At 66.1% G+C, this 24,097-nt stretch carries 32 protein-coding genes and 1 other annotated feature; of the genes, 22 read left to right on the plus strand and 10 right to left on the minus strand.

All coding sequences use genetic code 11. From position 1 onward, the window contains the following. Positions 1 to 206: 206 nt before the first annotated feature. From JOF43_RS18750 to JOF43_RS18775, 6 genes are all read left to right on the plus strand, one after another. Positions 207 to 554, plus strand: coding sequence for an ArsR/SmtB family transcription factor (locus JOF43_RS18750; protein ID WP_209904586.1), 348 nt, complete (start codon positions 207 to 209; stop codon positions 552 to 554). After that, positions 551 to 1,351 carry an MFS transporter gene (locus tag JOF43_RS18755; protein ID WP_209904589.1) on the plus strand — a complete coding sequence of 267 codons (801 nt, stop codon included), beginning with the start codon at positions 551 to 553 and terminating at the stop codon, positions 1,349 to 1,351. Before JOF43_RS18750 ends, JOF43_RS18755 begins: the two co-directional genes overlap by 4 nt. A gap of 76 nt (positions 1,352 to 1,427) precedes the next feature. Then, positions 1,428 to 1,751: a hypothetical protein gene (locus JOF43_RS18760; RefSeq protein ID WP_209904590.1), complete on the plus strand. Its 324-nt coding sequence runs from the start codon at positions 1,428 to 1,430 to the stop codon at positions 1,749 to 1,751. A gap of 138 nt (positions 1,752 to 1,889) precedes the next feature. Continuing rightward, a complete protein-coding gene (locus JOF43_RS18765) occupies positions 1,890 to 2,357 on the plus strand; it encodes a hypothetical protein (RefSeq protein ID WP_209904593.1) in 468 nt (155 codons plus the stop codon). Between the two features lie 342 nt (positions 2,358 to 2,699). Further along, a complete protein-coding gene (locus JOF43_RS18770; protein ID WP_209904595.1) occupies positions 2,700 to 2,951 on the plus strand; it encodes a hypothetical protein in 252 nt (83 codons plus the stop codon). After that, positions 2,948 to 3,295 (plus strand): hypothetical protein, encoded by a 348-nt coding sequence (locus JOF43_RS18775; RefSeq protein WP_209904597.1) that lies wholly within the window; start codon positions 2,948 to 2,950, stop codon positions 3,293 to 3,295. The genes JOF43_RS18770 and JOF43_RS18775 overlap by 4 nt, the downstream gene beginning before the upstream one ends. A gap of 70 nt (positions 3,296 to 3,365) precedes the next feature. Here the strand turns inward: JOF43_RS18775 and JOF43_RS18780 are convergent, their stop codons facing one another. Both JOF43_RS18780 and JOF43_RS18785 read right to left on the minus strand, forming a co-directional pair. Next, positions 3,366 to 3,974, minus strand: coding sequence for a hypothetical protein (locus JOF43_RS18780; protein ID WP_209904599.1), 609 nt, complete (start codon positions 3,972 to 3,974; stop codon positions 3,366 to 3,368). A gap of 346 nt (positions 3,975 to 4,320) precedes the next feature. Further along, positions 4,321 to 4,623 (minus strand): hypothetical protein, encoded by a 303-nt coding sequence (locus tag JOF43_RS18785; RefSeq protein WP_209904601.1) that lies wholly within the window; start codon positions 4,621 to 4,623, stop codon positions 4,321 to 4,323. 514 nt (positions 4,624 to 5,137) lie between these two features. Here JOF43_RS18785 and JOF43_RS18790 point away from each other — a divergent pair. The 10 genes from JOF43_RS18790 (at position 5,138) to JOF43_RS18835 (ending at position 13,331) form a co-directional block, all read left to right on the plus strand. Further along, complete coding sequence (locus JOF43_RS18790; RefSeq protein WP_209904603.1) at positions 5,138 to 5,503, plus strand: hypothetical protein; 366 nt, start codon at positions 5,138 to 5,140, stop codon at positions 5,501 to 5,503. Further along, complete coding sequence (locus JOF43_RS23065) at positions 5,500 to 6,783, plus strand: nuclease-related domain-containing protein (RefSeq protein ID WP_209904605.1); 1,284 nt, start codon at positions 5,500 to 5,502, stop codon at positions 6,781 to 6,783. The genes JOF43_RS18790 and JOF43_RS23065 overlap by 4 nt, the downstream gene beginning before the upstream one ends. A 78-nt stretch (positions 6,784 to 6,861) precedes the next feature. Then, on the plus strand, positions 6,862 to 8,085 hold the full coding sequence (locus tag JOF43_RS18800; RefSeq protein ID WP_209904607.1) for a hypothetical protein: 1,224 nt from the start codon (positions 6,862 to 6,864) through the stop codon (positions 8,083 to 8,085). Between the two features lie 68 nt (positions 8,086 to 8,153). After that, on the plus strand, positions 8,154 to 8,921 hold the full coding sequence (locus JOF43_RS18805) for an HNH endonuclease family protein (protein WP_209904608.1): 768 nt from the start codon (positions 8,154 to 8,156) through the stop codon (positions 8,919 to 8,921). A 99-nt stretch (positions 8,922 to 9,020) separates the two neighbouring features. Continuing rightward, positions 9,021 to 9,644, plus strand: coding sequence for a hypothetical protein (locus tag JOF43_RS18810; protein ID WP_209904610.1), 624 nt, complete (start codon positions 9,021 to 9,023; stop codon positions 9,642 to 9,644). Positions 9,645 to 9,826: 182 nt separating this feature from the next. After that, the gene (locus tag JOF43_RS18815; RefSeq protein WP_209904611.1) at positions 9,827 to 10,399 is read left to right on the plus strand and encodes a hypothetical protein; all 573 of its coding nucleotides are present in this window, start codon (positions 9,827 to 9,829) and stop codon (positions 10,397 to 10,399) included. Between the two features lie 75 nt (positions 10,400 to 10,474). Continuing rightward, a complete protein-coding gene (locus JOF43_RS18820) occupies positions 10,475 to 10,981 on the plus strand; it encodes a hypothetical protein (protein ID WP_209904612.1) in 507 nt (168 codons plus the stop codon). A 74-nt stretch (positions 10,982 to 11,055) separates the two neighbouring features. Continuing rightward, entirely contained in the window at positions 11,056 to 12,435 is a 1,380-nt protein-coding gene (locus JOF43_RS18825) for a DapH/DapD/GlmU-related protein (protein WP_209904613.1), read from the plus strand. Between the two features lie 94 nt (positions 12,436 to 12,529). Next, positions 12,530 to 12,985, plus strand: a complete 456-nt coding sequence (locus tag JOF43_RS18830) for a hypothetical protein (RefSeq protein WP_209904614.1) — start codon at positions 12,530 to 12,532, stop codon at positions 12,983 to 12,985. A gap of 58 nt (positions 12,986 to 13,043) precedes the next feature. Then, complete coding sequence (locus JOF43_RS18835) at positions 13,044 to 13,331, plus strand: DUF7455 domain-containing protein (RefSeq protein WP_209904615.1); 288 nt, start codon at positions 13,044 to 13,046, stop codon at positions 13,329 to 13,331. A 77-nt stretch (positions 13,332 to 13,408) separates the two neighbouring features. Here the strand turns inward: JOF43_RS18835 and JOF43_RS18840 are convergent, their stop codons facing one another. From JOF43_RS18840 to JOF43_RS18855, 4 genes are all read right to left on the minus strand, one after another. Continuing rightward, positions 13,409 to 14,518 (minus strand): DUF6545 domain-containing protein, encoded by a 1,110-nt coding sequence (locus JOF43_RS18840; RefSeq protein ID WP_209904616.1) that lies wholly within the window; start codon positions 14,516 to 14,518, stop codon positions 13,409 to 13,411. Between the two features lie 3 nt (positions 14,519 to 14,521). After that, entirely contained in the window at positions 14,522 to 14,887 is a 366-nt protein-coding gene (locus JOF43_RS18845; RefSeq protein WP_209904617.1) for a hypothetical protein, read from the minus strand. 135 nt (positions 14,888 to 15,022) lie between these two features. After that, positions 15,023 to 15,904 carry an alpha/beta hydrolase fold domain-containing protein gene (locus JOF43_RS18850; protein WP_209904618.1) on the minus strand — a complete coding sequence of 294 codons (882 nt, stop codon included), beginning with the start codon at positions 15,902 to 15,904 and terminating at the stop codon, positions 15,023 to 15,025. Positions 15,905 to 15,926: 22 nt separating this feature from the next. Then, positions 15,927 to 16,397 carry a helix-turn-helix domain-containing protein gene (locus tag JOF43_RS18855; RefSeq protein WP_209904619.1) on the minus strand — a complete coding sequence of 157 codons (471 nt, stop codon included), beginning with the start codon at positions 16,395 to 16,397 and terminating at the stop codon, positions 15,927 to 15,929. Between the two features lie 535 nt (positions 16,398 to 16,932). On the opposite strand from JOF43_RS18855, the gene JOF43_RS18860 reads away from it, so the two are divergent. The 6 genes from JOF43_RS18860 to JOF43_RS18885 all read left to right on the plus strand — a co-directional run bounded on the left by JOF43_RS18860 (position 16,933) and on the right by JOF43_RS18885 (position 20,847). Further along, the gene (locus JOF43_RS18860) at positions 16,933 to 17,196 is read left to right on the plus strand and encodes a hypothetical protein (RefSeq protein WP_209904620.1); all 264 of its coding nucleotides are present in this window, start codon (positions 16,933 to 16,935) and stop codon (positions 17,194 to 17,196) included. Between the two features lie 46 nt (positions 17,197 to 17,242). Then, a protein-coding gene (locus JOF43_RS18865) for an IS3 family transposase (RefSeq protein WP_209901451.1) occupies positions 17,243 to 18,471 on the plus strand; the annotation gives its coding sequence in 2 pieces (ribosomal slippage) (positions 17,243 to 17,534 and positions 17,534 to 18,471; 1,230 coding nt in all). Then, positions 17,521 to 17,623 (plus strand) — a sequence feature (AL1L pseudoknot). It overlaps the preceding gene by 103 nt. A gap of 103 nt (positions 18,472 to 18,574) precedes the next feature. Beyond that, positions 18,575 to 19,153, plus strand: coding sequence for a hypothetical protein (locus JOF43_RS18870; protein WP_209904622.1), 579 nt, complete (start codon positions 18,575 to 18,577; stop codon positions 19,151 to 19,153). A gap of 316 nt (positions 19,154 to 19,469) precedes the next feature. Next, positions 19,470 to 19,724, plus strand: a complete 255-nt coding sequence (locus JOF43_RS18875) for a hypothetical protein (protein ID WP_209904624.1) — start codon at positions 19,470 to 19,472, stop codon at positions 19,722 to 19,724. After that, positions 19,724 to 20,374, plus strand: coding sequence for a metallophosphoesterase (locus tag JOF43_RS18880; RefSeq protein WP_209904626.1), 651 nt, complete (start codon positions 19,724 to 19,726; stop codon positions 20,372 to 20,374). The genes JOF43_RS18875 and JOF43_RS18880 overlap by 1 nt, the downstream gene beginning before the upstream one ends. Before the next feature lie 95 nt (positions 20,375 to 20,469). After that, the gene (locus tag JOF43_RS18885) at positions 20,470 to 20,847 is read left to right on the plus strand and encodes a hypothetical protein (protein ID WP_209904628.1); all 378 of its coding nucleotides are present in this window, start codon (positions 20,470 to 20,472) and stop codon (positions 20,845 to 20,847) included. 56 nt (positions 20,848 to 20,903) lie between these two features. On the opposite strand, the gene JOF43_RS18890 is transcribed toward JOF43_RS18885, so the two are convergent. From JOF43_RS18890 to JOF43_RS18905, 4 genes are all read right to left on the minus strand, one after another. Continuing rightward, complete coding sequence (locus JOF43_RS18890; protein WP_209904630.1) at positions 20,904 to 22,202, minus strand: J domain-containing protein; 1,299 nt, start codon at positions 22,200 to 22,202, stop codon at positions 20,904 to 20,906. Between the two features lie 68 nt (positions 22,203 to 22,270). Continuing rightward, on the minus strand, positions 22,271 to 22,507 hold the full coding sequence (locus tag JOF43_RS18895; protein ID WP_209904632.1) for a hypothetical protein: 237 nt from the start codon (positions 22,505 to 22,507) through the stop codon (positions 22,271 to 22,273). A gap of 303 nt (positions 22,508 to 22,810) precedes the next feature. Then, a complete protein-coding gene (locus JOF43_RS18900; RefSeq protein WP_209904633.1) occupies positions 22,811 to 23,245 on the minus strand; it encodes a hypothetical protein in 435 nt (144 codons plus the stop codon). Between the two features lie 110 nt (positions 23,246 to 23,355). Beyond that, a complete protein-coding gene (locus JOF43_RS18905; RefSeq protein WP_209904635.1) occupies positions 23,356 to 23,838 on the minus strand; it encodes a hypothetical protein in 483 nt (160 codons plus the stop codon). Positions 23,839 to 24,097: the final 259 nt, after the last annotated feature.

Below are 24,097 nucleotides of genomic sequence, written 5' to 3' on the forward strand. Positions count from 1 at the left end.
GTTTCATCACTCTACTCGCCACCTGTCGGCCCTCTCGACATCGCTGTGCTGGGCGGCGCGGTGGCTGGCACTACGGGCGGGGGCAAACCCTGCCTGCTGGAGCGCGAAACTGAGCCCAGTGATCGACTCGACTTGAGTCGCACGACCCAATCGTGCGAGAATCATCGCACGAACAATGTGCGACTATTTTCGAACGATTGGATCCGATGGTGCCCCCACGCAGCTACGAACACCCTGACCCTGACGAGATCGTGATCCCGCGCGTGCTATTCGCCCTCAGTGAGCCATTGCGGCTGAACATGGTGCGGATGCTCGCCGAGCGGGGTGAGGTGGACAGTATCGATCTCGGCCCCGACCTGCCACGCTCCACCCTCACCCATCACACCAGCCTGCTGCGTGAGTCGGGCGTGGTGTTCGTCCGCGGCGAGGGACGCAAGTGCATGATCAAGCTGCGTACCGACGATCTTGAGCAGCGGTTTCCCGGCCTGTTGAACACGGTGCTCTCTAGCTACGAACACGCCGTGTCTGAGACTGAGGATGAGGACGAGGCATGATCCGCAAGGTTTGGCCCTTGGTGGTCGCCGCGGTCGCGCTCGGGATCGACGCCTACGTCCTGGCAGGGATCTTGCCGCAGATCGCGGACTCTCTGGCGACCACGGTGGCAATGATTGGCCTGGGCGTCACCGCATTCACCGCCGCCTACGCGGTCGCCGGGCCGTTGTTGTCCGGGCGGCTCGCTCGGGGTAGCACCGCGCGAGCACTCCTGCTTGCGCTTGGCGTGTTCAACCTCGGCAACCTGATCACCACGATTGCACCAGGTGTTGAGGTGTTCCTCGCCGCACGAGTGATCGCCGGCGCGGGGGCAGGCATCCTCACCGCGGTTGCGACCGCCACTGCTGCCGCGATGGTCTCCGACCAGGAGCGTGGTCGTGCGATGGCCATGGTGACGTTCGGGCTCTCCACCGGCACCGTCGCAGGTGTGCCACTCGGGATGCTCATCGGCCAGAGCGCCGGTTGGCGCTGGACGATGGGGCTCGTCGTCCTCATCGGGGTGCTAAGCATGGCTGCACTCGCCGTGCGTGCCCGCACGCTCCCGCGACTCGACGCAGCGGCCAGCGAACCCGCATTCCGGGTACTGCGAGTCGGCAAGACCAGCGTCGGCATCGTCGCAGCGTTCCTACTCGGAGTGGCGAGTCTGGGCCTTTACACGTATCTGCTCCCCATGGCCGAATCAGTAGGCCTGGCTGATTGGGGCTTCGCGCTCGTGTGGGCGTGGGGCATCGGCGGGGTCACCGGCTCAACGCTCGTCGGCAAGAGGCCGGATTCCCTGGGCTCTCACACGCTCGGCTGAGCGTCCCGCCATGTTGCCTCCTCGCCCACTGGACCCATGACGCCGGAGAAGCCGGCGCATCGGGAAGGAGCAAGCGATGACGACCACCAGCGTCAGCACGGCCCCGGTGGCCGCGCGACCGTCACGAGGCGCAGCGACCTACGGGCAAGTCCGCACCGATGCGATCGACGTCAGCCTCGACGGCGCCTTCGCTGGCGACCAGATCCCGCCGGGGCACTTCGGCATCGTGGTGAGGAACCACGGAGGGGTCCAGACCTACTACTTCCGGGGATCCTTCGGCGATCTCAACGCGCAGATCGTCGCGCGCACGCAACACGCGAGCGGCCAGACCCGGCACTACATCGGCGGCAGCATCGACGGCGGTTCGCTCGTTCCGATGGCCCGCGCGGTCGCCGCCTGAACCATGTCGGAGGCGGGTTCACCGCCGGTCGCAGCGAGGGCCACTTTCGTGTCCGACCGATTTCGAATTGCGTCACTGGGCTCGGCACTGGGCGCCGAGCCGCACAACTGTGAAGGCATAGAACAAAGGAGCCCCGCCATGGCCGACCGTGCACCCCGCCGAACGCCGTCCCTCACCGTCCCGCGCCTCCCCTACGACTGGATGAGCTCGTCCCTGGACCAGATCCACGAGCAGGAGTTTCCAACCGACCAGGAGGGCCAGATCTACGATCGGTACCTGCACGAGACAGGCTACGAGGGATACCTCGTAGATCCCCGAAGTGGGGGCCTCCTGTCCTATGAGGAGGCTGACCTCGGAGCCCTCTCGTCCAGCGTCAGCGTTCTGGCCACCACCGCCGACTCGATCACGTTCGATCTCACGTACCACGACTGGACCACCACCGATCAGCCACTGGAGTACCGCACCTACAGCATCAAGAACTGCCTGCTGCTACCGCAGGAGCTCGCCCACTTCATGCAACAGGTCCGCAGCCAGTGCGACGCCAGGTACACCGTGCCGCTGCCCGGCAGTGGATACACCTTGCTCGGTTATGGGCACCAGGACTGAGCCGCCGCATCCACCCGCGTGGATGCGGGCACGCCTAGGCGACGTAGGACGTCGTGGGGTCCGTCCCGGCGCTTCGCGGCACTTCCCGTCTCGAGGTAGCGACTGGGGCGAACGCTGACGAAGCTCTCGGTCCGGCGGCACACAGCTCGCTACGGGAAGCAGAGGAAAGCGAGAACGGGTGCCGTTCTGCAGCGAGTCGCGAGCGGTGGGGCCTGATGAGCGTGTTTGCAAGCTCGAGGAGCCTCACCGCGTCTAGGGAAGTTAGCGCGGGATGCGCGTCCTGCGAGCATCGCCAGTCGCCCACTGGGTCGGTGAAGGCACCGACGCAAGGAGGGACCGACGATGACCACCCACCTGAAGATCACCACCGTCTTCAAAGGCGAGCGCACGGAGACTCGGGGGAGCGACTGGCCGGGCTGGGACCTGGAGGCCGCGGCGTCGGTGATGCGCGCGCAGCACCGGGTGGACGGTGGAGGACTGGTCTACGACCTCCCGGTGGGCGGCAGACATCGCGAGGCCGGGATCGTGCGCGTAGTCCACGAGTGGTCCGACTCGGAGCGCGTCGTTGATGACGCATCGGTGGCCGTCTCGTGAGCGCCATCGAGGTCGACTCTGGAATCCAGGTTCTGGCGACGTCCGTCGTCACGATGCCGCGCCTATCGGGATCGCGAGAGACCGCGCGGTGCCTCGCGGCCGGTGGTCCAATCGACGCGGCGCTCATCGACTGCTCGGCGATGGAGGCATCGTCGCTGTCGGTGGCGCAGGAGCTGATCCACCAGCTCGTCGATCTCCGCGGCGCACGGTGGGTCCAACTGATCGAACCCACGGCCTTCTGGAGTGGACGAGTGCGGAGCCAGATGGAGCAGCGTGGCATGCCCGATACGTTGAGCATCGTCCCGCGCACGTTCCCCGAGCGCTGGAGCCTGGCGGCGAGCTGACCTCGGTCCCCGGATTCTGGGCTATGGACAGAGCTACAGGGGCCGCCCGATCCGGAGGCAGGCTGCTCGGCTACCTTCGGGTTCGCCTCGACGTGGTCCGGCTCGGGTGGGGGTCTGGTCGAAGGTCGTGGCAGCTGAGGAGCCAGTGGACCCAGGTGGGGCCTCGTCCGAGTGCATGGGAGAGGGCGGCCATCGGAACGCCGTCATCGACCAGCGCACGGCATGCCTCAGCCAGGACTCGCCCTTCCTCCCCACGGACGTGGCGCGCTCCTGCGCGGGCACGGGGTGCTTGCGGGCAGGCCTCGTACAGTCCGCGGATCTCTGCGAGCTCGTCGTCGGTGGGCGCGCGCCGGCGGGACAGGCGGGGGTATCGGGTCGCGGGGGCGCGCTGGGCGGCCTCGAGAGCGGTCCGGATGGCCTGGCGTGAGCACTCGAGTGCTCGAGCGATCTGATCGAGAGTCTGTCCGTCCTTGCGGCGCCTGAGGACCTCGTCGACGTCGGCGACCGGCTGCTGGCCCCAGCGGCGGTAGGTGATGTCGTGGCGGGCAGTGGTGAGGCGACGGACGTGACCGCCGGTGATGCCGTAGCTCGCGCCGATCTGCTCCCAGCCCTCTCCAGCTTCGTAGCGCGCGGCAGCGTCCCCGGCGATCTGGTCTCGCTGGGCGGGGGTCAGATTCATATCAGGCTCTCCACCGTTCGGATTCGGATCCCCGTCCGGCGTGCGCGGACTGGGGTTTGTCAGGGCGTACTGTGCCAGCCCACGGCTCCGGGGTCTTCGAGCCGGAGCTAGGCCGAGAGACTGTGCGCTCGGTGCCCCGTGGGCAATTGTTGGGGGTCAGCGGGCCTGGCTCGCGGCGACGAGAGCGGCGCGGGCGATGTCGGTGCAGACTCGTCGACATTCGCTGCACTCGTCGAACTGCTCGGGTTCGTGGTACCCGCTGTGGCAGGTCCAACCCGCTGTGTTGAGCACCCGTGCGGCAGCTTCGAGTTTGGCGACAGGGGGCTTCTGAGCGGTAGCAGGAAAGTCAATCATCGTCACCCTCCGCCCAGGTCTTCTCGAACGCGCCTGCCGTATCGAGGGCGTCCATGACCTCGCTGAGGGACCAACCAATGCTATGCCGCTCTAGCACCTCGAGCAGGTCCTGGTGCAGGTTGTTCATCGCTGCTCCTTGTCGGTGAAGCTCAACGTTACAGGCGCTCATCAGGGCGGCGTGGGCGAGGTCCCAGTCCTCGTCGGTGGTGTCGCGGCCGAGGAGACGGGCGATCCCATCAGCGGCAGCCTCGAGTCGTGCGTCTGCTCCTGTGGTGGTGGTGAACTTGTCGGCCATGGCTCCTCCTGTGGTCATCGCTAACGCAGTGGGCGGATATCTGTCACCACGGGACGGCTCGGCGTGAAGACGCGGCGTTGATGGGGGCGGACCCCGCTGCTCCACCCCCGTTCCCCGCGATCCCGACGCGAAGCGAGCAGTGTTCGTGCTGGTCGGACCGTGAATACCCTCATTCCCTACATCCCACCGGGCAATAGGACACGTATAGGGGATGTGTGAACAGATCCCCTTAACACACACACCACTTTCTCTATAAGAGATAGGTGTGGTGTGTAAGGGATGGGGGTATCTGGGGCCTGACCCGCAGGTTCGATGGGTGGAGCGCGTACGGGCCGGGGTGGGGCGACCCGTCGAAGATGCCCAAGAACCGTCCATGGCCTGCACGGATGCCCTAGTTCGCGATGGGTGGGGGAGTGTCGGGATCCGCCGGCGAGCCGCCCCGTCCCGCGGAGAGGCTCTCCCGCCCACTTCCAGTTCGTGACGGGAGGGGCCCGTCGGTGAGGAGCAGGTTCCGATGCGAACGATCCACCGTGACGTCTCCGCCGTCTCCAGGACCCTTGGCATCGGCCGGGCCGACCTGGCAGGCACCCGCAACGCCCAGGGAGAGATCGCCCTGTTCCTCGTCACCGGGGGAGCCCCGATCGCTCCGTTGACGATTCCCGTCAGGGCCTTCGGTCTCGCCATGGGGGATGACTGCATCGCCGTGCGTGACTACGGCGAGCACCGGGGACTGTCCCGGATCCTCGAGGCCGCTGGCATCGCGCAGATGGTCTCGCACGACCACGCCGGCGGCACCCTGGTGGCCGTCATGTGCGTTGCCGGATGCCTGCTGGCGAAGATCCCTGCAGCCCAGCGGCCCGAGCTCACGGCGGCCGCGTGAGCACCGACCTGACGAGCACGGGCATACCCCAGGAGCTCTCGCCCGCGAACGGAGCGGTGCTCGTCGCGAGGACGGCCGCCGCCTCGGCGCTCGGACTGCTGATCACCCACCAGATCACCGGCCACGGCACGTTCCAGGCTCTGGTGATGCTCGTCGGCGCGACGATTGCCGCCACGCCGGTCCTGCTGTGGGAGTGGGTTGCGATCGGGCGGCTGCCGGTACCCGAGGAGGAACCGCTGTCCGACCCGCGACAGGTCGCGATCCCTCCCGACGTCATCCGCGGGACCACGGCCGAGACGACATTCCCTCCGCTGGCGGCAACGCGCCCAGACCACGAGGTCCTCGAGCGATTGCGTCAGCTGCGCGTGCTGTGCCGTCAATCCACCGCCGGCGACGCCGAGCTCTACGCGGTCTCCCGCGTCCGGCAACTGGCCCTGGCGCCGGTCCGTGAGGCGTGCAGGCGACGTCGTCGACGTCAGCGGCTTCTCGAGGTCATCCCCGTCGTCGCAGTCACAGCGACGGCCTTCCTTGCGCCGCTGCTCATCGGCTCCTCGCCATGGCTGCTCGCGGTGGCGATTGCGTTGCCTGTTGTCGCGGTGACGGTCCTCGGCGCGTTCCGCGTGCAGCTGCCCGGGCCCCGAGATGCCGCCCGCGATGCTGCCGGGTACAGCGCGTTCACTGAGCTGGGATGTGTTGGCGCGAACCGGGTCGGCCAGGACGTGTTCGGAGGCGCGGAGAAGTTCGGGATCGCGGGGGAGCGCCGCACCGCCGAGCTGCTGGGGACCTGGCTCTCGGGGATGAGCCGCGTGGGGGTCTTTCACTCCCTGCGCTTCCCGGAATCTTCCCGAGCGGACATCGACCACGTAGTGGTGATCGGCCGCGAACTGTTCGTCATCGACTCCAAGGCATGGAAGGGAGGGGAGTACCGACGAGGGGCCGACGACGTGATCATCGCCCCGGACGGCAGCGTGCGGCCCTCCTCGATGCCGGCGGCGGCCGTCCTTCTTGGCCGGGCAGGCTGGGGTGACGTCCGGGTTGTCACGGTCATCCACGCCACCAGCGGAGAAGTGTCGGTGACCTCGAGCGACGATGCGGGCCACATGGTTCTGACCCCGGTCGAGCTGGTTCAGGTGCTGCTCGAAGCCCGCGATCGAACGAGCCGAGCTCCATGGGGCACCGGGGACGCCGAGATGTTCGACAGTCACACCGCGCAGCTGACGGCGACGCTCGTCGCAGCGCCCGCTAGGGAAAGTACGGACCGCGTCCTGCTCACGGAGTGAAAGCTGCTGGGCGCAGCGTTCGTCAGCGCGATCGGGCAGAGGTGTCCCGCCACGGACTGGCCCCGCCCACTGTCCCGGATGAGCAACTACCAGCGGGAGGGCACCGTGACGGGCATCGTGCGCAAGAGGGACACCGGCGAGAAAGGCAACCAGGGCGAGTTCGGGACGATCGTTCGCGGGGACGCTGAGGTGCACGTCGCCTCGCACCCCGGAACGGACGACCCCACGGGAACGGCCCTGGTCGAACGGTTCGGTTTCGATGTGCGTACCGCCGATCCTGTCAACTTCGACGAGCACGCGGCGACAACTGCCAAGGAACTGGCAAGGGCCCACTCGCGCCTGAGGTTCCATCTCGATGTGCTGCATCGCGCCGTCGGCGACCGCAGGAAGCCCGGCGCCACCTGGGGCAAGAGCGACCAGCAGATCCTCGAGGCAGCACGTGAGTGGGTAACCCTCGCCGATGGTGGTGGCGCGTCCGAGGCAACTGGGGCACGGGTGCGGACACCCTTGCACGATGCGGAGGCGTCCCAGGAGGAGGTCGAGCGTGCCCGGGAGCAGACCGACGGCCTGGAAGAGGCGTTCCGGATCCGGGGCGGCTGGAACCGCGCCTTCCTCGTGGCCAACGCGAACGGCCATGTGCACTCGAGCATGGGCTGCTCGACGTGCCGACCTTCGACTCAGTACGCGTGGATGACCGGGTACTCCGGCGCCGACGAGGACTCGATCGTGAAGGACGCTGGACACCGCGCCTGCACCACCTGCTACCCATCGGCTCCCGTGGGGGATGCCGGTTCCTTGCCGACGAAGATGTTCACCCCGGACGAGGTCGCCGCGCAGAAGGCTCGCGAGAAGAAGGAGGCTTTCGCGAAGCTGACCCCGGCCGAGAAGCGTGCCCGCAAGCGCGAGGAGAAGCTGGCCGCCGCCGTGTCGAAGAACGGCAAGCCGCTGCGGTTCGAGGAGGACCTCGGCAATGTTGGTGTGATGCGCGAGGTCATCTCCACCGAGAAGGATGCCGAAGGTGCCTGGCAGAGGGGTCTGGGTGATGCCATCAACCTCAAGGCGACCGCGGCCGAGGTGCTACCGGAGTTCGAGGGCGTACGACGCGACGAGGATGCCCGTGCAGCGTGGCGTGCACGGATGCGCCCGGAGATCGCCCGCACTCTCGCCGAGAAGCACGGCACGACGTCACTCGAGGAGAAGCAGCGCCTGGATGAACTCACCCGGTCCTACTTCGCCGAGAAGGTCCCGCGCCTGGCCGAGGCGTTCGAGGCCGACGGGGATGAGAACTACCTCGAGAACTGAGCGATCCGCGGTCGCCGTCGCACGACATGGGGTCCTGCGAAAGTAGATGGTCGCCCACTGGAGGAAGCATGAGCTCGCGCACCAAGACATCCCGTCTCTACCGCCTCTGGTCCCTCGCCGTTCTGGCCGCGGCCATTACGGCCATGGTGTGGTTCGCGACGGGCCACCGAACCGAGCTGCGCCAGATCTTCGAGACGCTTCGAGACGGACTGCCGATCACCACCCAGGCTGAAGCAGCGGGGCAGAGCGCCTGGCTGGACAGTGGGCCAACGACGATCGATCCGCAGGAGCTGGCCAGCTTGGACATCGAGGAACAGGACCGCTCCGACGACGACTATGAGCGCGACGAGTTCGGCTCCAGCTGGCTCGATGTCGATGAAAATTCTTGCGACACTCGCAACGATATTCTCGCCCGTGACCTTGTGGACGTCACCTATGAGGACGGGGCCGATTGCGAGATCGCCGATGGCACGCTGCATGACCCGTACACCGGCACAACGATCGAGGGGAACCTGAGCGAGGATGTCGAGATCGACCACATCGTCTCGCTCGGGGATGCCTGGTACTCCGGCGCCGAACAGTGGAGCGACGAGAAGCGCGAGCGGTTCGCCAACGATCCGTCGAACTTGGTGGCGGTCGATGGACCGGCGAACACGTCCAAGAGTGATGACTCGATCTCCGAGTGGTATCCGCACTGGGACGCCCCCGGCGACACCGTCGAGTGCCGGTACGCCGCGGCGTACGTGCACGTGCTGGCCGAGTACGACCTCTCGGTGACCCGCGACGACTACACGCTGCTCAAGCAGCTCGAGGCCAACTGCAAGGAGCTGGCGTAGGCCCTCGCCGGGTTCCGATTCGGTCCCGTGGGTGCATATCGAGGTGGCGCACCGCCCACTGGCACGAGTGAAGTCCGATCACTACCGAGGAGATCCATCATGCGCGACGGCGCTTTCCGCATCCTCTACCTGCTTCTGCACGCCGGGTTTCTGGCTCTGTACGCCTATGCCCTGAGCCTGACCGTGAGCCTTCCTGAGGTGTTCCCCTCCTCCTCGCCGCCGTTCTACCTCGCGCTCTCCGGGGCCGTCGTCCTCATGGTGGGAGCTCGGGCACTCATCCGCGATGTTCCCGAGCTCGAGGGTCCCCTCGGAGCGCTAGGCGAGCGGGTGATGTATCCGCTGAAGATGGTTCTCCTTGGCGGCATTCCGCTACTGGTGATGCCGGATCCCACTGCAGCCAAAGTGTTTGGAATCGCCGCTGCGTCGGTAGTCCTGGTGGCAGACCTGTGGCTCCGCCTGCATGACACCACGACATGCATCGTCACCAGGTGGAGTCCCCGCCAGCACGGGCGACCGGACTTCGGGTGGAACCTCCGCTGGAGTGCATCTCATCTCCTGCCCACTGTGGCGACGTGGTTGATGATGGCCATAGCCTGCGCGGGCCCGGCGGTCGGTCTCTCCCTCAGCGGGATCCTCGTGGTCCTCGTGGTCTCCCTGGGGGTGTCGCTGATGCGTATTGCAGGGGCGCGACGATCCGCCCTTCGCGCCGCAGAGGCCTACTGATTCGTCGCGAAGTCGATCCCAGGGCCGCGGCGCGCCCGTACGCGCTGGTCAGGGCGAGCTGTAAGGGCCCGAGGCGACCTGAATCTGCTCAGGCGCGTCAGGGCTGAGCACGGAGGGATGACCTGGGCGGACCCCGCCCACTTCCCCCGGGGAGGCGTGATCACGATGAAGAGGAGCGAACAATGACAGAGCCTACGGCGAAGCTGCGGAAGAAGGATACTGGGGAGACCGGCAACGGCGGGCAGTTCGGGGCCATGTCCAGGTCGGAGGCTTCCGTCGAGGTGATGCCTCCGGCCGGGGGAGACGACTTCGAGCAGCGGTACCGCGACAAGGTCACGGAGAGCAATGCCGCGTTCGCGAAGTACGAGACGCTCAGCGTCGAGGCGAACGGATTGGTCATCGACGAGATGAGCCGACGCGCATCCGAGAACGCCCCGGAAGCCGCCATCGCCATCGGCATCGCTTCGGAGCCGGACTACGATCCCCCGGAGCGCCCCGAGGACAGCCTGCGAGGCTTGCGCTGGATCCACGCCGACGGCAGTGTCCACGCGATCGACGACGACCTCGCCGACACGTACGACCAGGAGTGGTCCACCGTGGACCGCAGCATGATCCCGTACAACGAACACTTCGGCCTCATCGAACGAGGCGACAGTGGATTGCCTGACGCGGAGCTGGCCACCGAGGACGTCGAGTTCCTCATCCCGATCCGCGGCCGCGAACACGGCATGGACGAGCCCAGCTCGTGGCAATGACGCTCCTCGTCCTGTGACGGCCCTGCTACGCCCACTGGCTACGCGATCGACGGCGCGCGGAAGGATGGCACAGGCATGAGCTGGAGACGCAGGATCCATCCCGACGGCTACGGGTTCTTCGCCGATCCAGATGGCGCCCTCACGCTCATCGCGGCATCTTTCGCGGCATTTCTGGTCCTGGACCTCGTCAGCTTCGCCCGGGTTGTCCCGGAGGTCTTTCTCCTGTACCTCGGGTCCGAGGGGTTCCTCGGCTTCGTCGGCTTGGTGGTGACGTTCTCGTGCTGCTCCGGCGTCATGGGTTCGTCGATCATCCGTATGTGGGCTCCGGTGGACTTCGAGCAGACGGCACGTTTCCACGGATGGGTGGCCATGGCCGGCGCCGTCCTCATGGTCGAGCTGCACATCGTGGTCGGCTGGCCGATGCAAGCCCTCATCCCGGACCCGGTCCACGCGATCGGGGCCCGGATGCTGTGTGTCGTAGCCACCCTGGTCGGTTTCGCCCGAGCGGTGCGAAGCGTGACGGTTCCTCGTGAGACATGGGCAACGACGAAAGCGGCGCAGCTGAGGCGTGAGCGTTCCTGACGCGGCGGTCCCGCGAAAGAACGTTCCCGCCCACTTCCCCTCGTGAGTCCGTCACGAGAGAAGAGGGAGCACTCATGGCCGCGACGAAGGCGCCGAAGATCCGCAAGCGCGACACCGGGGAGGCTGGCAACAAGGGTGAGTTCGGTTCTGTCTCGCGCGGTGAGGCCGAGCTAGACGTGGCGACGCCCCAGACCAGCCTCGAGGCAAGCATCGGCGAGGATGTCTCAATCGATCCGAGCGCCCAGGTCGGGGATCGCGTGCAGATCGGTGACGATGCCGTCATCGGCGCCGACGTCACGATCGGCCCGGATGTGAGCATCGGACAGGGCACTGCGATCGCGGACGGGTCCACCATCGGCGCCGGCAGCGTGATCGAGAAGGACGCGCGCCTCGCTGAAGCCGTGGCTCTCGGGGACGGGGTGATCCTGCGCGACGGGGTGACCCTGCAGTCGCGATGCTTCCTCGACACCGGGACCGTGGTCGGGGAGGAGGCTAGCGTCGGGGAGGAAACGCGTATCGGGCGCGACACGCAGATCGAGCCGTACACCCGCATCGGTGCCCAGGCGACCATCGACCAGTCCGTCGCGATCGGCGAGAGCTCCACCCTGAAGGACCGGTCAACCATCCGCCATTCGGCGCAGATCGGCGAGCAGGTCACCATCGGTACCGGCTCCGAGATCCACGCCGAGTCCTCGATCTCCGACGGCGCGACTGTCGGCACCCGCAGCCGCCTGGAGGGGACCTTCGGTCGAGAGCTCGAGGTCGGATCCCGCACGCGGCTGCTGGGCGGCGCCACCTGGGGTGACTCCATCGAGGTCGGCGACGGGGTGAAGATCGAGGCCGACCAGCGGTCACGGTTCGCTGACGACACCTGCATCGGCGACAAGGTGACGATCACCAATGCGATCATCACGGGCGAGTTGTCCGCGGGAGAGGGGGTGAAGATCAGCGGCGGCACTCGGCCCTGCGAATTGGACGGGGCCATCGCGATCGGCCCGGCCACCTCCCTGACGGGCGTTGTCGACGTCCAGGACGGAGTCGAGATCGGTGAGGAGACCCGTATCGAGGGGCCGTCCGGCCGCTACGAGGAGGAGGTCTCCACGCAGATCGACGCCGGGTGTGAAGTGCTCGACCGCGCAGTGCTGCACCCTGGGGTGCGGCTGGGGGAAGGGTCGATCATCGGGGACGCATCCGAGCTCGGGCCCAGTGTCGTGGCCGGCGCACGGACCGAAGTCGGCAACAGCGTCACCGTCGGGGACTTCTCGCGTCTGAACGGGTCGGTGATCAGCGACGGCGCCCGGGTCGGCCATGGAGTCGAAGCCGGTCACGCGGCCGACGTAGGGGAGCGCGCCGTCATCCAGGACAACGCGGTTATCGATGCCTACGCCCGCGTCGAGGACGACGGCTATGTCACCCGCGGGGATGTCGTGCGAGAGGCCGCGACCATGCGCTGACGAAGGACGGCTCGGGACGCACTGTTCACTCGCGCTCCTGTGACCTGCACGGATGACGGAGTGGGATCCTGTTCGCGAGCGGCACGGTGTGGGCATGACTCACTACATCGAACTCCTGACCTTCCAGCTCCGCCACATCGAGACTCGCCGCATCGTCTCGTGCTTCATCACGATCTCCTCGGCGCTCCTCGGGCTCGCCGTCCTTCTCGTGCCCCTGTCCGGGCGCTTCGCCGGCATCGCCCTCGCCGTCTCCGCGATCTCGGTGGTGATCGTCTTCGGCGCCGAGTACGACCACGGCCGCGGACTCCGCCGTGCAGATCGGTTCGATCTCCGGTACCCCATCGGGAACCTGCTGTCCGCCGGCAGCGGGCCCTTCGCCAAGATTCTGGGCCCGATCGGCATCGATCTCGGGATCCCCGATGCCGCCGTGCCCTTCGCGCTGATCGCCGCTCAGTGCCTCTCCCACGGCGCCGGAATCCTCATCGCCGCACTGACGATGCGCGACGACCTGCGTAGCGCGATGGAACAGAGCGACGCCGGCATCCGATGACCGGGTGGTGGGCGGACCGGACGTCCTACTGGAGCCCCGGTCCGCCCACTGGAGCGACATGAGCACCACGACGCAGCACACGGCCATCCGAGCGACGCCCCTGTCGGTGCCGCCTCGACGAGCCGACACACTGTTCGGGCACACACCGTCCGTCGCATCGGAACTGGCGACCTGTGACCGTTGCCCGACGGCGAAGGCGAAGGTCAAGGCGGTCTACGCCGACGGCCCCATCTACCTCTGCGGCCACCACGCCAGAGAGTCGTGGGGCGCGCTCGAGCGCACCGCGCTTCGCATCCGCGCCGACATCCCCAGCGGGGCCTTCTACCTACCGATGGCTCCCCGCTGAGCCACGAGACCCATGAGAAAGCGCCGAGATGGCCAACCCGACCAAACCGCCGACCGGATGGCTGCAATACCTCCTTGCTAAGGTCGCCTCGACATGGGACGTGTGGTGCCTCCAGGGTGATCAACGTGAACATCTGCGCGCTCCCGAGGAACCTGCCGGTATGCCTTGGCTAGGGCTCCGATGAGCTCTAGGTCCTCTCGACGCGTACTTCGAGCCGGCAGAGCCTGCGAGAGCGTGGGCGCCATGGCGTCCTCAGAGACATCGCCGCGACGCAAGGCTGATACAACGGAACCAAGGTCATGGCAGTCCTCGGCGTCGAGGCGAAGAGTGCAGATCGCGTCGGAGATCTCCACGTATGCCCGTTGTAGGCGTGCAGGCGTGGGCAGGTGTTGCACCGGGAGGTGGACGTCGTGTGGCGAGAGCTCGATCATGCGACTCCACAGCGGCTTCAGCTGGGCAAGCTGGAGGCGGGCAGAGAGTTCCTCGTGGAGGCGCTCGCCTATGGCGAGTAGCACTGCTCCGGAGACACAGACCCCTAGCGCTACGGGCGAGAATGCAAGGATGCTTTCTTTGTTGGACGTCACCCCTAGGTTCAATTGGATGATCAGGATCGAATTTATCGCAATGAACCCGGTCAGGCCGGTCGCCACCATGGCGAGGGCGAACGTGCTAATAGGTCTCCGGTTGAAATCCTTGGGAATGCGGCGGATGCTTGACCTCACCCCCTGGGCGAGCCCCCAAATGGCATGCGCCGGGAATATGATCAGGTTCACCACGGAAGAAAAGTCATGTTGGCCGGGTTGGGTGGCGATTGCATCCTCCGGCCGATCGTTCAGGGTGGTCGCCCAAGCAGCTAGCAGTAGCAATGAGACCAGTCCAGCGCGGATCGCTACTCGACGCAAGGCGACGTTGTCGACCTGCTCGGATCTAAGTGTCAGGAAAATAATCTCGAGTGCGCCGATAAGGACGCTTGCGGCAATATGCCAAACTAGACTGCCGACATTCCATAGGTGTGCAGTGAACGGCATTGTGCCGTAGGCGACACCGCCGATTCCGACTGCAAATAGTGAAACTACGATAGCTCGCTGGGTTAAAGTCACCGTTTCGTCGCGAAGGCGCCATTGCCTTTCTACCCCAAGAACTGTGGAGCATAGGGCAGCTACGATGTAAGCCCAGTCCGCCGTCATGCCTCACCACCAGAGGTTATCGTAGTAGGTGTGGCCACCTCTCATTACTCTGCGGCGCAGTTCGGTAGAGATGTACGTCGCCACAGTCTCTGCGTCTGCCTCCGACGTGTGGTCATATGCGTTTCGAGCAGCCACAACTGACTTGGCAAGCCCGGCATCCAGGCCCTTCAAGAGGCCCGATTCAAGCAGGTCTGAGCTGAGCGAGTCGCTGTGGTCGTGCCCGAGCAGTGTGTGGGCGACCTCGTGGCACACGATCGCACAGAGTCTCTCCGGGGAAGCGCCTTCGGAGACGACGACGTAGTCCGCCTGGTCGGTCGAGATCAGCAACCCGGAGACCGACGACATCAAGGGAGCGACGAGCAGGGTCATGGTCCTGCGCCGCGCCTTCGATAGTGCGGCCAGCAGATCCTCTGCGTCCCCACTCGGCGGCATCATGGTTTCGGCAGTGCGGAGTGCTTCGCGCACCTGCCGCGAGTTCCTGCCCCGACGGAGCATGGCTGGTTCCTAACGCGTCTCGGTGGTCCTTCGTACAGCGTTCACGATAGCGTTCCGTGCTTGCTTGCCCTCCGGTGTGGGCAGCAAGGGGTATACATGCAAGTGCCCATCCTGCTCGTAATAGTCGACGTCCCCGCCAGCTGTTATCGCGTTCCGGACGAAAATGCGAGTATCGGGATTGAGGAGGTCTCGAGTCCCGCTGAATACGAGAATCTTGCCAGCTCCTCGCGTGTTGCCCAGGAACGGGTTGAGGATCGGATCATTGCCGTTCTCTCCGATCCACATCTCGGTCAAGAGTAGTTGACCCTTCTTTACAAGCCACGGGTCCAATGGCTGGATTTCATCCATCTCGGGATTCTGCATGCGCATATCGAGTGCCGGGGCGATCAGAACCGTGAGGTCAGCCGGTCGGCCCCGCTCTTTGAGCAGGAAGCTCGTGGACATCGCTATAGTGCCTCCTGCGGAGTCCCCCATCAGCACCAGTGGCCCCTCTACTCGCTCACTGATGCGCGACACTATCGGAACTACGGTCTCCGCAGTCCCTCCAGCCTGCACCAGTGGGTATGCGGGCAGGATCACCTTCACCGATGCCTCTGCTGCGATCTGCTGGACGAGCTTCCAGTGCTGAGAAACCGCCTCGTTCATCCAGCCGCCGCCGTGTAGGTACACCACGGTTCCATGTGCCTCGGCGCCTGTTGGAGAGACAGTGAACACGCGCCAGCCGTGCTCGGCGCTCTCGCTGATTGAGACGTCCTTTTGGGGTTGCCTCGGGGGATCAGATGGCTCAGGGTTGCGAACTCGGTAGTCCAGATAGCTTTGCACCCGGTCGCGAGTGCGATGGTTCTTGTTCGAGCGGCGCAGCCGCATAATGCCTGGCATGAGACGGCCCATCAGGCTTAGCCGAGATGATGTATCAAGCATTCGTGTCTTCCTGTTCGCCACTCGTGTCGAGGCCTTCCATGCGTCGAATCTGGTCAAGCAACGACAGCACTGGGCCGAGGCTCTCCGTAGACACCCCGTGTGCACGCATCATGATCTGCTGCACCCCGGTGTCACGCATCGCAACGAGTGCCTGCAGTGACTCCTGAATCTCCGCAGACACCGATTCGTCGACGAAGTAGTCCAGCGGCACCTGAAAGATCTCGGCGAGCCCCGCGAGGAGCCGGAACGAGGGGTTTCCACGCCGGCCTGTCCGCAAAGCTCGGATGTGGTTCGGGGTGACCTGGATGTTCTGCTGTTGCAGTTCCTTTGCGACGGATGCGGAGGAGTGGAGCTCGGAATCGTGACTGCTGCGTGGAACCGTGCGAAATAGCAGGTCGAGGCGCTCCGCCAGGTTCGGAAGGTCATCCGGGTGCGGCGCATCGGGTTGCGACTCGTTCGACATCCGTGACTCCTACTCTCCGATCCCGGCCACTAGGGCGCGCCCCTAGACGCGAGTTACGTCGTGCCGACCGTACCGCAGGCGAACCCCGGGTGCAATCTGTAGATGCGACCTGGGCGGGTCGTCGCATCCATGGGTTGCGATCTGTAGATGCGTGTGTGAGGGTTGGGCCGCACCTACAGACACGCCCTAGGGTCGTCTTTCTTGGCCCACCGGACTACCGCGCAGCCCAAGGCAGGGCTGCCGGCATCGAGCATCAGGCCCTCTTGCGAGGAGACTCAATGACGACCCACGACACCGGACACACCTGCGCCGTGACCTGCAGTCGCGAGCACCCCGCCGTCGTCAACACGACCTGGCGCTCCGAAGAGGTGAACCCTGCGCAACGCCGCTCGGGGAGAGCATCGATGCACGGTCACCCCACAGTAGTTCCCACCACACCAGAGTGGAGGGCCGGCTGATGGCCCTGGACCTCAAACCTTCCCCCACGTCCCTTCGGACGAAGCATCATCGGGCGTGTGAGTGTGATCGTGACACGGTGGATTCGCCGTGGAAGGCGGAGATGTGCCAGATCCTCCACAGCCACGATGATGTCCAGGCACGAGCTCTGCTCGACGAGTTCCTCCTCCAGCACGAGGTCGAGATCTCCCGGGTCATCAAGCGCGCCCAGAGGATCGCCCACCTCGACTACAAGGACAAAGAGACCGCGTTCTCCTACTTCGGCCAGGCCCTCATGCAGATGATCCAGAACCGCTGGCGCGCCAAGAACGCCGCCACCGGCACCAGCCAGGTCTTCAACTGAAGCGCCCTGGGTTCCGTTCCGATCCTGATACGAGGAGGATTGGAACATGCCGAGCAAGTACCCACAGTCGTTCCGCGACCGTGCCATGCGCATGGTCGTGGACCGTATGGAGGCCGATGAAGGCCTGACGCAGTATCAGGCGATCAAGGAGATCGCGCCGAAGCTGAACATCTCGACGGAGTCGCTGCGGCGCTGGATCGAGCAGTCTCAGATCGACGCAGGGGCCAAAACTGGGCTCTCGAGCGAGGCCCAGGCCGAGATTCGCCGGCTCAAGCGTGAGAACGCGGAGCTGCGCAGGGCGAACGAGATCCTGAAGTCAGCGTCAGCGTTTTTCGCCGCGGAGCTCGACCGCCCCTCGACGAGATGATCGCCTACATCGATATGTATCGCGATCAGTTCGGGGTCGAGCTCATCTGCCGCACCCTCGCGGCGACCGAGGGTGGATTCATCACTTCACGCGGCTACCGCGCCGCGAAGACTCGACCGGCAAGCGACCGTGACCTGCGCGATCGCGTGCTTATCGAAGAGATCAGGCGCATCCATGCCGAGAACTACGGGGTCTATGGGGCGCGGAAGATCTGGCACGCGATGCGGCGTGAGGGCTGGGACATCGGTCGTGATCAGTGCGCTCGGCTGATGCGCAAAGCCGGGTTGCACGGTGTGATCCGCGGGCGGACGCCCCGCACCACGCAGCCCTCGCCGCTGCCCGATGGACGGCCGGATCTCGTGGAGAGGAACTTCGAGGCTCCCGCACCGAACCGGCTCTGGGTCGCAGACATCACCTACGTCCGCACGACCAGCGGATTCTGCTACACGGCTTTCGTGATCGATGCGTTCTCCCGCCGGATCGCGGGCTGGGCAACAAGGGCGACGATGCGGACAGAGGACCTCCCGCTCGAGGCCCTCGAACACGCTTTGATCGCAGCAAAAGACCAGGCCATCGGGGGTTTGATCCACCACAGCGACCGTGGCAGTCAGTACGTCAGCGTTCGATACACCGAGCACCTGGCCGAAGCGGGCATCGCTGCCTCTGTCGGCTCCCGCGGCGACAGCTATGACAATGCCCTGGCAGAGACGGTCAACGGGCTCTACAAAGCCGAGCTCATCCACGCCCGGCCCGCTTGGCCGTCGGTCACCGAGGTCGAATTCGCGACGATGAACTGGGTCCACTGGTGGAACCACCAGCGGCTCCACCAGGCCCTGGACTACTCGACTCCGATCGAGGTCGAGAAGGCCTACGCTCAGACCCGGGAGCCCTCAACGGCCCCCACATAGAAGCCGGAACGGAACCCAGGGCGCTTCAAACTACTCCCACAACCTCCCCACCATCCTCGAGAAGGAGACCCGCTACTGGATCCGCGAGGACCGCAGCCGCGGATTGCTCAACGGCACCGCCGGCGTCCCCGGCGACACCGCCCGAGACCGCCGAGGACGAGCCCTGGCCAAGTCCCGCCAGCTGTTCGAGCTCGAGCACCAGCACAGCCCCACCGACCCCGAACTGGTCCAGTTCCACAACGCCCGCATGCGAGCCACCCGCAAGGACGCCTCCCGGCAGTCGGTACTGGTGACCGAGAAGAGTCTGCGGACCCTGAAGGCCGTGCCCCTTCCAGAGGCGGACACCGCCGTCGAACCGCGCCTGATCACCCAGGACGAGCCCGACATCACCCTCCACGAACGCCGCCAACGCCTCGCCGCCGTCATCACCCAATGCGAACAACAAGACGAAGAGAGGCGCCAATCCCGCCGCCGCACACCCACCCGCGAACCCGTACTCATGACCGACGTCGCACACGCCTACTTCGCCCACCATGCCGAAGGGCATTTCCCTACGCGAGGCGAGATTGCCGAGCAGCTTGGCATCACAGGGTCGGCAGCTCGACGCGAGCTCGGCGCCCGGCTGAACGATGTGCTCGGCGTGACCCGCGAGGCATTCGCTGACTACCGCGACGCCAGCTGACGATGGCGGCCCTGCAGGCCGATCGGCGCGATCCACTCGGGGCAGGAGACCTACGTTGCCGAGTCCGTAGTTCGCAGTCGCTGCCCGGTCATTCGAGAACCTTGCCGCCTGACGGCACGGCACGGAGTGCTACGGCTTCCACCAGGATCTTCGCGACCAGTAGCGGCCACTCCGCCATGGCCCCTTTCCACATGCCAGAGCTCGTGGATGCTCTCGCGGGCACGCAATGCCACGAATGTCCCGCCGGATAGTTCGCCCGCCCACTCTCTGGGCGTCGCCGCACTCCGCGGCCCAGTGGCACGAGGGGAGCAGGTCCATGGCCGTCGAGAACCGCGAACGGGCATCCCGCATGGACATGCGGACCCCCTGCTGCCGAGCGCGTTCCCACATCGACTACGTCTACGAGGGGCGACCGTACATGGAGGAGCAGGTCGTCGAGTCCTTTGGCTGCGGAGGCGCGGGCTGCGACAACTCCTGGTACGCGGACGGCACCGCGTCGATGATCCGCGCCACCGTCGCCGACGAGACCGGGCATCGCGAGTCGTTCTTCTTCGAGGAGGGGGAGGCCTGATGCCCGCCGTCCACTTCACCTCCGACACGCACTTTCTCCAGCGCCTGATGGCGCGGGAGCGCGGCTATGCCCCCGGCGCGGGCTCCACCCGAGACGTCACCGGGGAGCAGGTCGTCGCGCATGACGAGGCGATCATCGCGATCTGGAACCGGCACGTGCAGCCGGAGGACATCGTGTGGCACCTGGGCGATCTTGCGCTGGTTGCTCCACGGCGCCTGGCGGGGATTGTTCCGCGGCTGAATGGGCGCATTCGCCTGGTCCTGGGCAACCACGACCGTGCGCACCCTCTGTTCGGCGAGAAATCCATCGGTGCACTGCGGGAGACGCTCGGCTTGGGCATCGAGTGGGCCGGCACCTTCGCGACCGTGAAGATCGCACCGACGAAAGAGCTCGCGCGTCGCAACGGCCCCGTGCCACACCGTGTGGCCCTGTCCCACTTCCCCTACACGGCAGATCGCACCGACGACCCGCGGGAGACGCAGTGGCGTCTGCGCGATGAGGGTGCGGTGCTGCTGCACGGCCACACTCACGCGGCATCGGCGACAGGGGCTCCGCGGCAGATCCATGTCGGATGGGATGCGTGGCGGCGCCCGGTAGCCGCGCACGAGCTCTCCCACATCATCGAGGCCGACGTAGCTATCGGCTCCTGAGGGCTCCGTCGCGCAGTTGCATTCCATGTCCCGCCGCGGGGCCCGCACGCCCACTGAACAAGTGAGCAGACACGGCGCAGTCACAGAAGCAGACTATGAGCACCCTTGCCGGCCTCAGCCAGCAGATCACCGACCACCCCGACGACGCGCTGGCCGTGCTCGATGCCGTCGAGACCGCGCTCCGTTCCGAGGGCTTCAACCCGCCCGCCGTCACGGTCGTCCCCGCGCACGAGGACGACGAAGGCGAGTGGATCGAGACCGCGGTCCTCAACCCGCGCACCGGTGAGGAGGACTCCCTCGTCGTCGTCGACGTCTCTCAGCGCTTCACCTCCGCCGAAGCCATCGACTTCGACGCGGACACCCGGATCCTCCATCTCGATTACGACGACCTCGCCGACCACGACGGCCTGCTGTACGTCACCGAGTCCGACACTCTTCCCGTCTCTCTCCCGGAGGGCTGGCGCGAGGTCTGAGCCTGCGCGGGCGAACCGAGCTCTGAGCGCTCTTCCTGATCGGCCGCGTGCACGTGTCACACCAGCAGCGACATCGACTCCAGTGCCCGCTGACGGAACAGGGCGTTCTCTTTGTCGAGATCCCGGCCGGCGTCCTGCCCGATGGCGTCGATGACCTGCGTCAGGGATCCGAAGGTTACCCCATGGGCGGTCGTGTCGGCCGGCGGTTCGTTGGAGAGCTTCGTCGGCACGATGTACCCATGGGCACGACCCGCGCGACCGAGGCGTGCAGCAAGGGCCTTGACCTCGTCGCGCACGACGTTGCGGTGCACACTCCGGTCGCTGACGATCTCTGGGCCAGCGATCTCGAGGCCGTCTCCTCCGAGAGGAGGGATCGCGACCAGGTGAATCGAGCGGCCCACGATGACTGCGACCTGCGATCGCACAGCGGACCCGCCCGGACGCGGAGTCACCCGGTCCGGCAGGAGGATGACCCGTACGCCTGCGCGGTGGCCGAAGGCACCCTTCAAGGCGCCGAGCAAGCGGTCGATATCGGGGTGGCGATCGCCGAGGTTCGTTGCCCCGACCTGGGTGATGAACGACGTGTCGATGATGCCGGCGCCGCGGCGGCGCCCCGAGCGGGCCAATGCCATGCCGAAGGACAGGTAGGTCGTGGACACGCTGGCGCCGAAGCACAGACCGGCGCCGATCGTCGGCAGTGGTGTCCCGGCGTCGAGGTAGATCACTCCGGCTGCGAAAAGCGCGATGACCAGGGAGAGGAACAGACCCCATCGAGTCGTGATCACTCGAGTGACCGTGAGCGCGGACCAGGCCAGATGAGCTCCGGCACCGGCCGCGAGGGCCAGCGGAACGGACAACGCCTCGATACGGGCCAGGGGAAGGCCGAGGGTGGATGCGGCAGCCGCGCCTGCCACGGCCCATGCCACGAAGGCGAGGATCGACAGGAGCTTGCGGCCGATTCCCGCGGAGGCCGATGTCCCTGTGGACGCCTCGGCGCTCTCAGCCGCGAGGTGCCAGTCCCATGCGGTTGGATTCACGTCCATCATCGAGAACCCGAGAGCATCTGGGCTGGGTGAGAACACGCGCGATCGCTTCGCCTTCGGGGGTCGCGTACTGGAAGCGGGGGAGGGGTCGGGTCGCACAGCACCGGACTGGGCCAGGGTGCGATCGTAGGCGGCCCGCTTGGAGGCGTTGGACAGGACGTTGTACGCGGAGCTCACGCGCTTGGCGAGCTCGTCGTCGCCGCCGCCGGCGTCGGCGTGCAGCGCCCGCATCTGGGCGCGGAACGCGGCAGCGATCTCGACCCGCGTGGCGTCCTGGTCGACGCCCAGGGTCTCGTAATGGCTGATCGCCATGCCCGCCCTCCTGATCGGTTGTTCCTGTTCTCCCAACCAGTGGGCGCGAGGGCGCTGTCGCGGGCCGGTCAGGCGGCCTCCAACAGGTTGAGGCAGTCGTGGAGCATGCACCGGGCGATGTTCTCGGCGTCGTCGTCGCCCCGGGTTCTCGCCAATAGCACTATTGACCACATGGCGCACACCATCGTGCAACCGGGGACCAGTCCTGGCGAGACGTGTCGGAGGCGGTGTCGGGCTTCCTCTGCCAAGAGGTCGCGGATCGACAGCAGATCCTTGGTGGAGACAGCTTCGACAAGAGCAGGCATTTCCGGGCCTTCCGCTGGGGTGCGCTCACCCAGGACAGTGGGCGGGATGCCTCTGCGGCGGGACATTCTGCAACCTCGTGACCAGTAATGATGGTGTCTGAATGATTGCCTCGGCTAGAATTGTCGCGTCGCTGGCGGATGGGGCCATGACTGGGTGTGACAAGACCCCGGGAAGCATTCTTCTCGGGGTCTTGTTCTATGCGCCGCATGCTTCGGTCAGCAGATTCGCGTGATGCTCATGCAGTGGTGATCCAGGTGCGAGCGGCCATCGGTGACCTCCCGTGGTCCTCGTGTCGGTGCGGGTCAGGCTGCCACGGCTGGGGACTCCGCGATCCGGTCGGCGACGAGCCCGGTGGTGCCAGCCGGTGCACTGGGGTGCTCGGCGAGGAATCGCAGGGTCTCGGCGGAGGCGCGGGGAGCGGAGGCGGCGTGGTAAATCGCGTTGCGGTCCGTCAGACGGCGCGCGATGCGGTCGACGAACTCTGTGGTGAGGTCGGTTCGCCTGGTGACCGGGTACGTCATCCACCGCTCGTCGCGCTCGACCAAGTACTCCAGAGTGTGCTCGGTGGTGGCGGGATTGTGGGCGATCTTGCGCAGCACCTCGGAGGTGACGCCGGAGCGAGCGAGTCCGTCGAGGACTTCTGTGTCGTCGCTGAACGCTGCGGCCCTGAGCACCAGGCGGATGGTTCGGGGGCTCTCGAGCAGTTGGGGGTCTGCGTACTCGGCGAGATCGGTCATGGTGGTTCCCTCCGTGAGTTCCAGCGGTTGCGGACACCGAGGAAGTGGGCGGAGGGGTCGCCTCATAGGACCCCCGGGAATGTGGGGATGTGTGCCTGTGGAATACCTGGTCAGGAGCGCCGTAGGTCCAGTTCGAGGGTCTTCTCCAGCGTCGAGATGGCGTTGCGGAGACTCCGGTGGTCTGACGGCGTGGACGGGAGGGAGCTGCGTCGTCCCTGGTAGGTGACGTCGATGTGGCCGCCGCCAGTGCGTTCGACAGTGGCTCCGCGGGCGGCCAAAAGAGTCGTGAGCTCGCGCAGGGTCGTCGGGTAGCGCGTGCCAATTCCGCCGCTGTGCTTGGGGGACGGGCGACGGTCGTGACTCGGACGAGTCTCTCGTGCTCGGGTCGAGGTCATCGCCGACATGACGGCCTGGTCGTTCAGTCCGATCGCCGCTGCGTACTCGCCGCGCACGACCACGGCCGCCTTGCCAGTTTGGTCGATCCACTCATCGTCGGGATGCTCGATCGCCTCGATGAGGTCCTGCTTGGTCAATCCGAGCCTCTTCATGTACGGCAGGGCGGAGGAGAGCACGTACAGGCTGTCAGCATCCACCGGAGTGTCCTCTATGGGGTCTCCACTGTCCGTGGAGAACACGGGCGCAGCCGCCGATGGCGTGGAGCTCGGAATGCTCGGAGGCGCGGGCCGCGGCCCATCTGCCTTGGAGGGCGCCTTCTCCTCTTGGCCAACGAGGAAGAGAAGCGTTCGGAGTTGCTGGACATCGGCGGGCGACAGGTCGAGCTCGATCGTGGCAGTGTCGAGGTCGATGGCGAGAGTCATGCTGGAGTCGTCACGGCGGAGGGAGAAGCGTCCG

The sequence above is a fragment of the Brachybacterium sacelli genome, from assembly GCF_017876545.1.
GTDB lineage: Bacteria > Actinomycetota > Actinomycetes > Actinomycetales > Dermabacteraceae > Brachybacterium > Brachybacterium sacelli.

Excerpts from the sequence above, each read along its gene's own strand:
- JOF43_RS18750 (WP_209904586.1), top strand. The coding sequence starts at position 207 with ATGGTGCCCCCACGCAGCTACGAACACCCTGACCCTGACGAGATCGTG.
- JOF43_RS18755 (WP_209904589.1), top strand. The coding sequence starts at position 551 with ATGATCCGCAAGGTTTGGCCCTTGGTGGTCGCCGCGGTCGCGCTCGGG.
- JOF43_RS18760 (WP_209904590.1), top strand. The coding sequence starts at position 1,428 with ATGACGACCACCAGCGTCAGCACGGCCCCGGTGGCCGCGCGACCGTCA.
- JOF43_RS18765 (WP_209904593.1), top strand. The coding sequence starts at position 1,890 with ATGGCCGACCGTGCACCCCGCCGAACGCCGTCCCTCACCGTCCCGCGC.
- JOF43_RS18770 (WP_209904595.1), top strand. The coding sequence starts at position 2,700 with ATGACCACCCACCTGAAGATCACCACCGTCTTCAAAGGCGAGCGCACG.
- JOF43_RS18780 (WP_209904599.1), bottom strand. The coding sequence starts at position 3,974 with ATGAATCTGACCCCCGCCCAGCGAGACCAGATCGCCGGGGACGCTGCC.
- JOF43_RS18785 (WP_209904601.1), bottom strand. The coding sequence starts at position 4,623 with ATGGCCGACAAGTTCACCACCACCACAGGAGCAGACGCACGACTCGAG.
- JOF43_RS18790 (WP_209904603.1), top strand. The coding sequence starts at position 5,138 with ATGCGAACGATCCACCGTGACGTCTCCGCCGTCTCCAGGACCCTTGGC.
- JOF43_RS18800 (WP_209904607.1), top strand. The coding sequence starts at position 6,862 with ATGAGCAACTACCAGCGGGAGGGCACCGTGACGGGCATCGTGCGCAAG.
- JOF43_RS18805 (WP_209904608.1), top strand. The coding sequence starts at position 8,154 with ATGAGCTCGCGCACCAAGACATCCCGTCTCTACCGCCTCTGGTCCCTC.
- JOF43_RS18810 (WP_209904610.1), top strand. The coding sequence starts at position 9,021 with ATGCGCGACGGCGCTTTCCGCATCCTCTACCTGCTTCTGCACGCCGGG.
- JOF43_RS18815 (WP_209904611.1), top strand. The coding sequence starts at position 9,827 with ATGACAGAGCCTACGGCGAAGCTGCGGAAGAAGGATACTGGGGAGACC.
- JOF43_RS18820 (WP_209904612.1), top strand. The coding sequence starts at position 10,475 with ATGAGCTGGAGACGCAGGATCCATCCCGACGGCTACGGGTTCTTCGCC.
- JOF43_RS18825 (WP_209904613.1), top strand. The coding sequence starts at position 11,056 with ATGGCCGCGACGAAGGCGCCGAAGATCCGCAAGCGCGACACCGGGGAG.
- JOF43_RS18830 (WP_209904614.1), top strand. The coding sequence starts at position 12,530 with ATGACTCACTACATCGAACTCCTGACCTTCCAGCTCCGCCACATCGAG.
- JOF43_RS18835 (WP_209904615.1), top strand. The coding sequence starts at position 13,044 with ATGAGCACCACGACGCAGCACACGGCCATCCGAGCGACGCCCCTGTCG.
- JOF43_RS18840 (WP_209904616.1), bottom strand. The coding sequence starts at position 14,518 with ATGACGGCGGACTGGGCTTACATCGTAGCTGCCCTATGCTCCACAGTT.
- JOF43_RS18845 (WP_209904617.1), bottom strand. The coding sequence starts at position 14,887 with ATGACCCTGCTCGTCGCTCCCTTGATGTCGTCGGTCTCCGGGTTGCTG.
- JOF43_RS18850 (WP_209904618.1), bottom strand. The coding sequence starts at position 15,904 with ATGGGCCGTCTCATGCCAGGCATTATGCGGCTGCGCCGCTCGAACAAG.
- JOF43_RS18855 (WP_209904619.1), bottom strand. The coding sequence starts at position 16,397 with ATGTCGAACGAGTCGCAACCCGATGCGCCGCACCCGGATGACCTTCCG.
- JOF43_RS18875 (WP_209904624.1), top strand. The coding sequence starts at position 19,470 with ATGGCCGTCGAGAACCGCGAACGGGCATCCCGCATGGACATGCGGACC.
- JOF43_RS18880 (WP_209904626.1), top strand. The coding sequence starts at position 19,724 with ATGCCCGCCGTCCACTTCACCTCCGACACGCACTTTCTCCAGCGCCTG.
- JOF43_RS18885 (WP_209904628.1), top strand. The coding sequence starts at position 20,470 with ATGAGCACCCTTGCCGGCCTCAGCCAGCAGATCACCGACCACCCCGAC.
- JOF43_RS18890 (WP_209904630.1), bottom strand. The coding sequence starts at position 22,202 with ATGGCGATCAGCCATTACGAGACCCTGGGCGTCGACCAGGACGCCACG.
- JOF43_RS18895 (WP_209904632.1), bottom strand. The coding sequence starts at position 22,507 with ATGCCTGCTCTTGTCGAAGCTGTCTCCACCAAGGATCTGCTGTCGATC.
- JOF43_RS18900 (WP_209904633.1), bottom strand. The coding sequence starts at position 23,245 with ATGACCGATCTCGCCGAGTACGCAGACCCCCAACTGCTCGAGAGCCCC.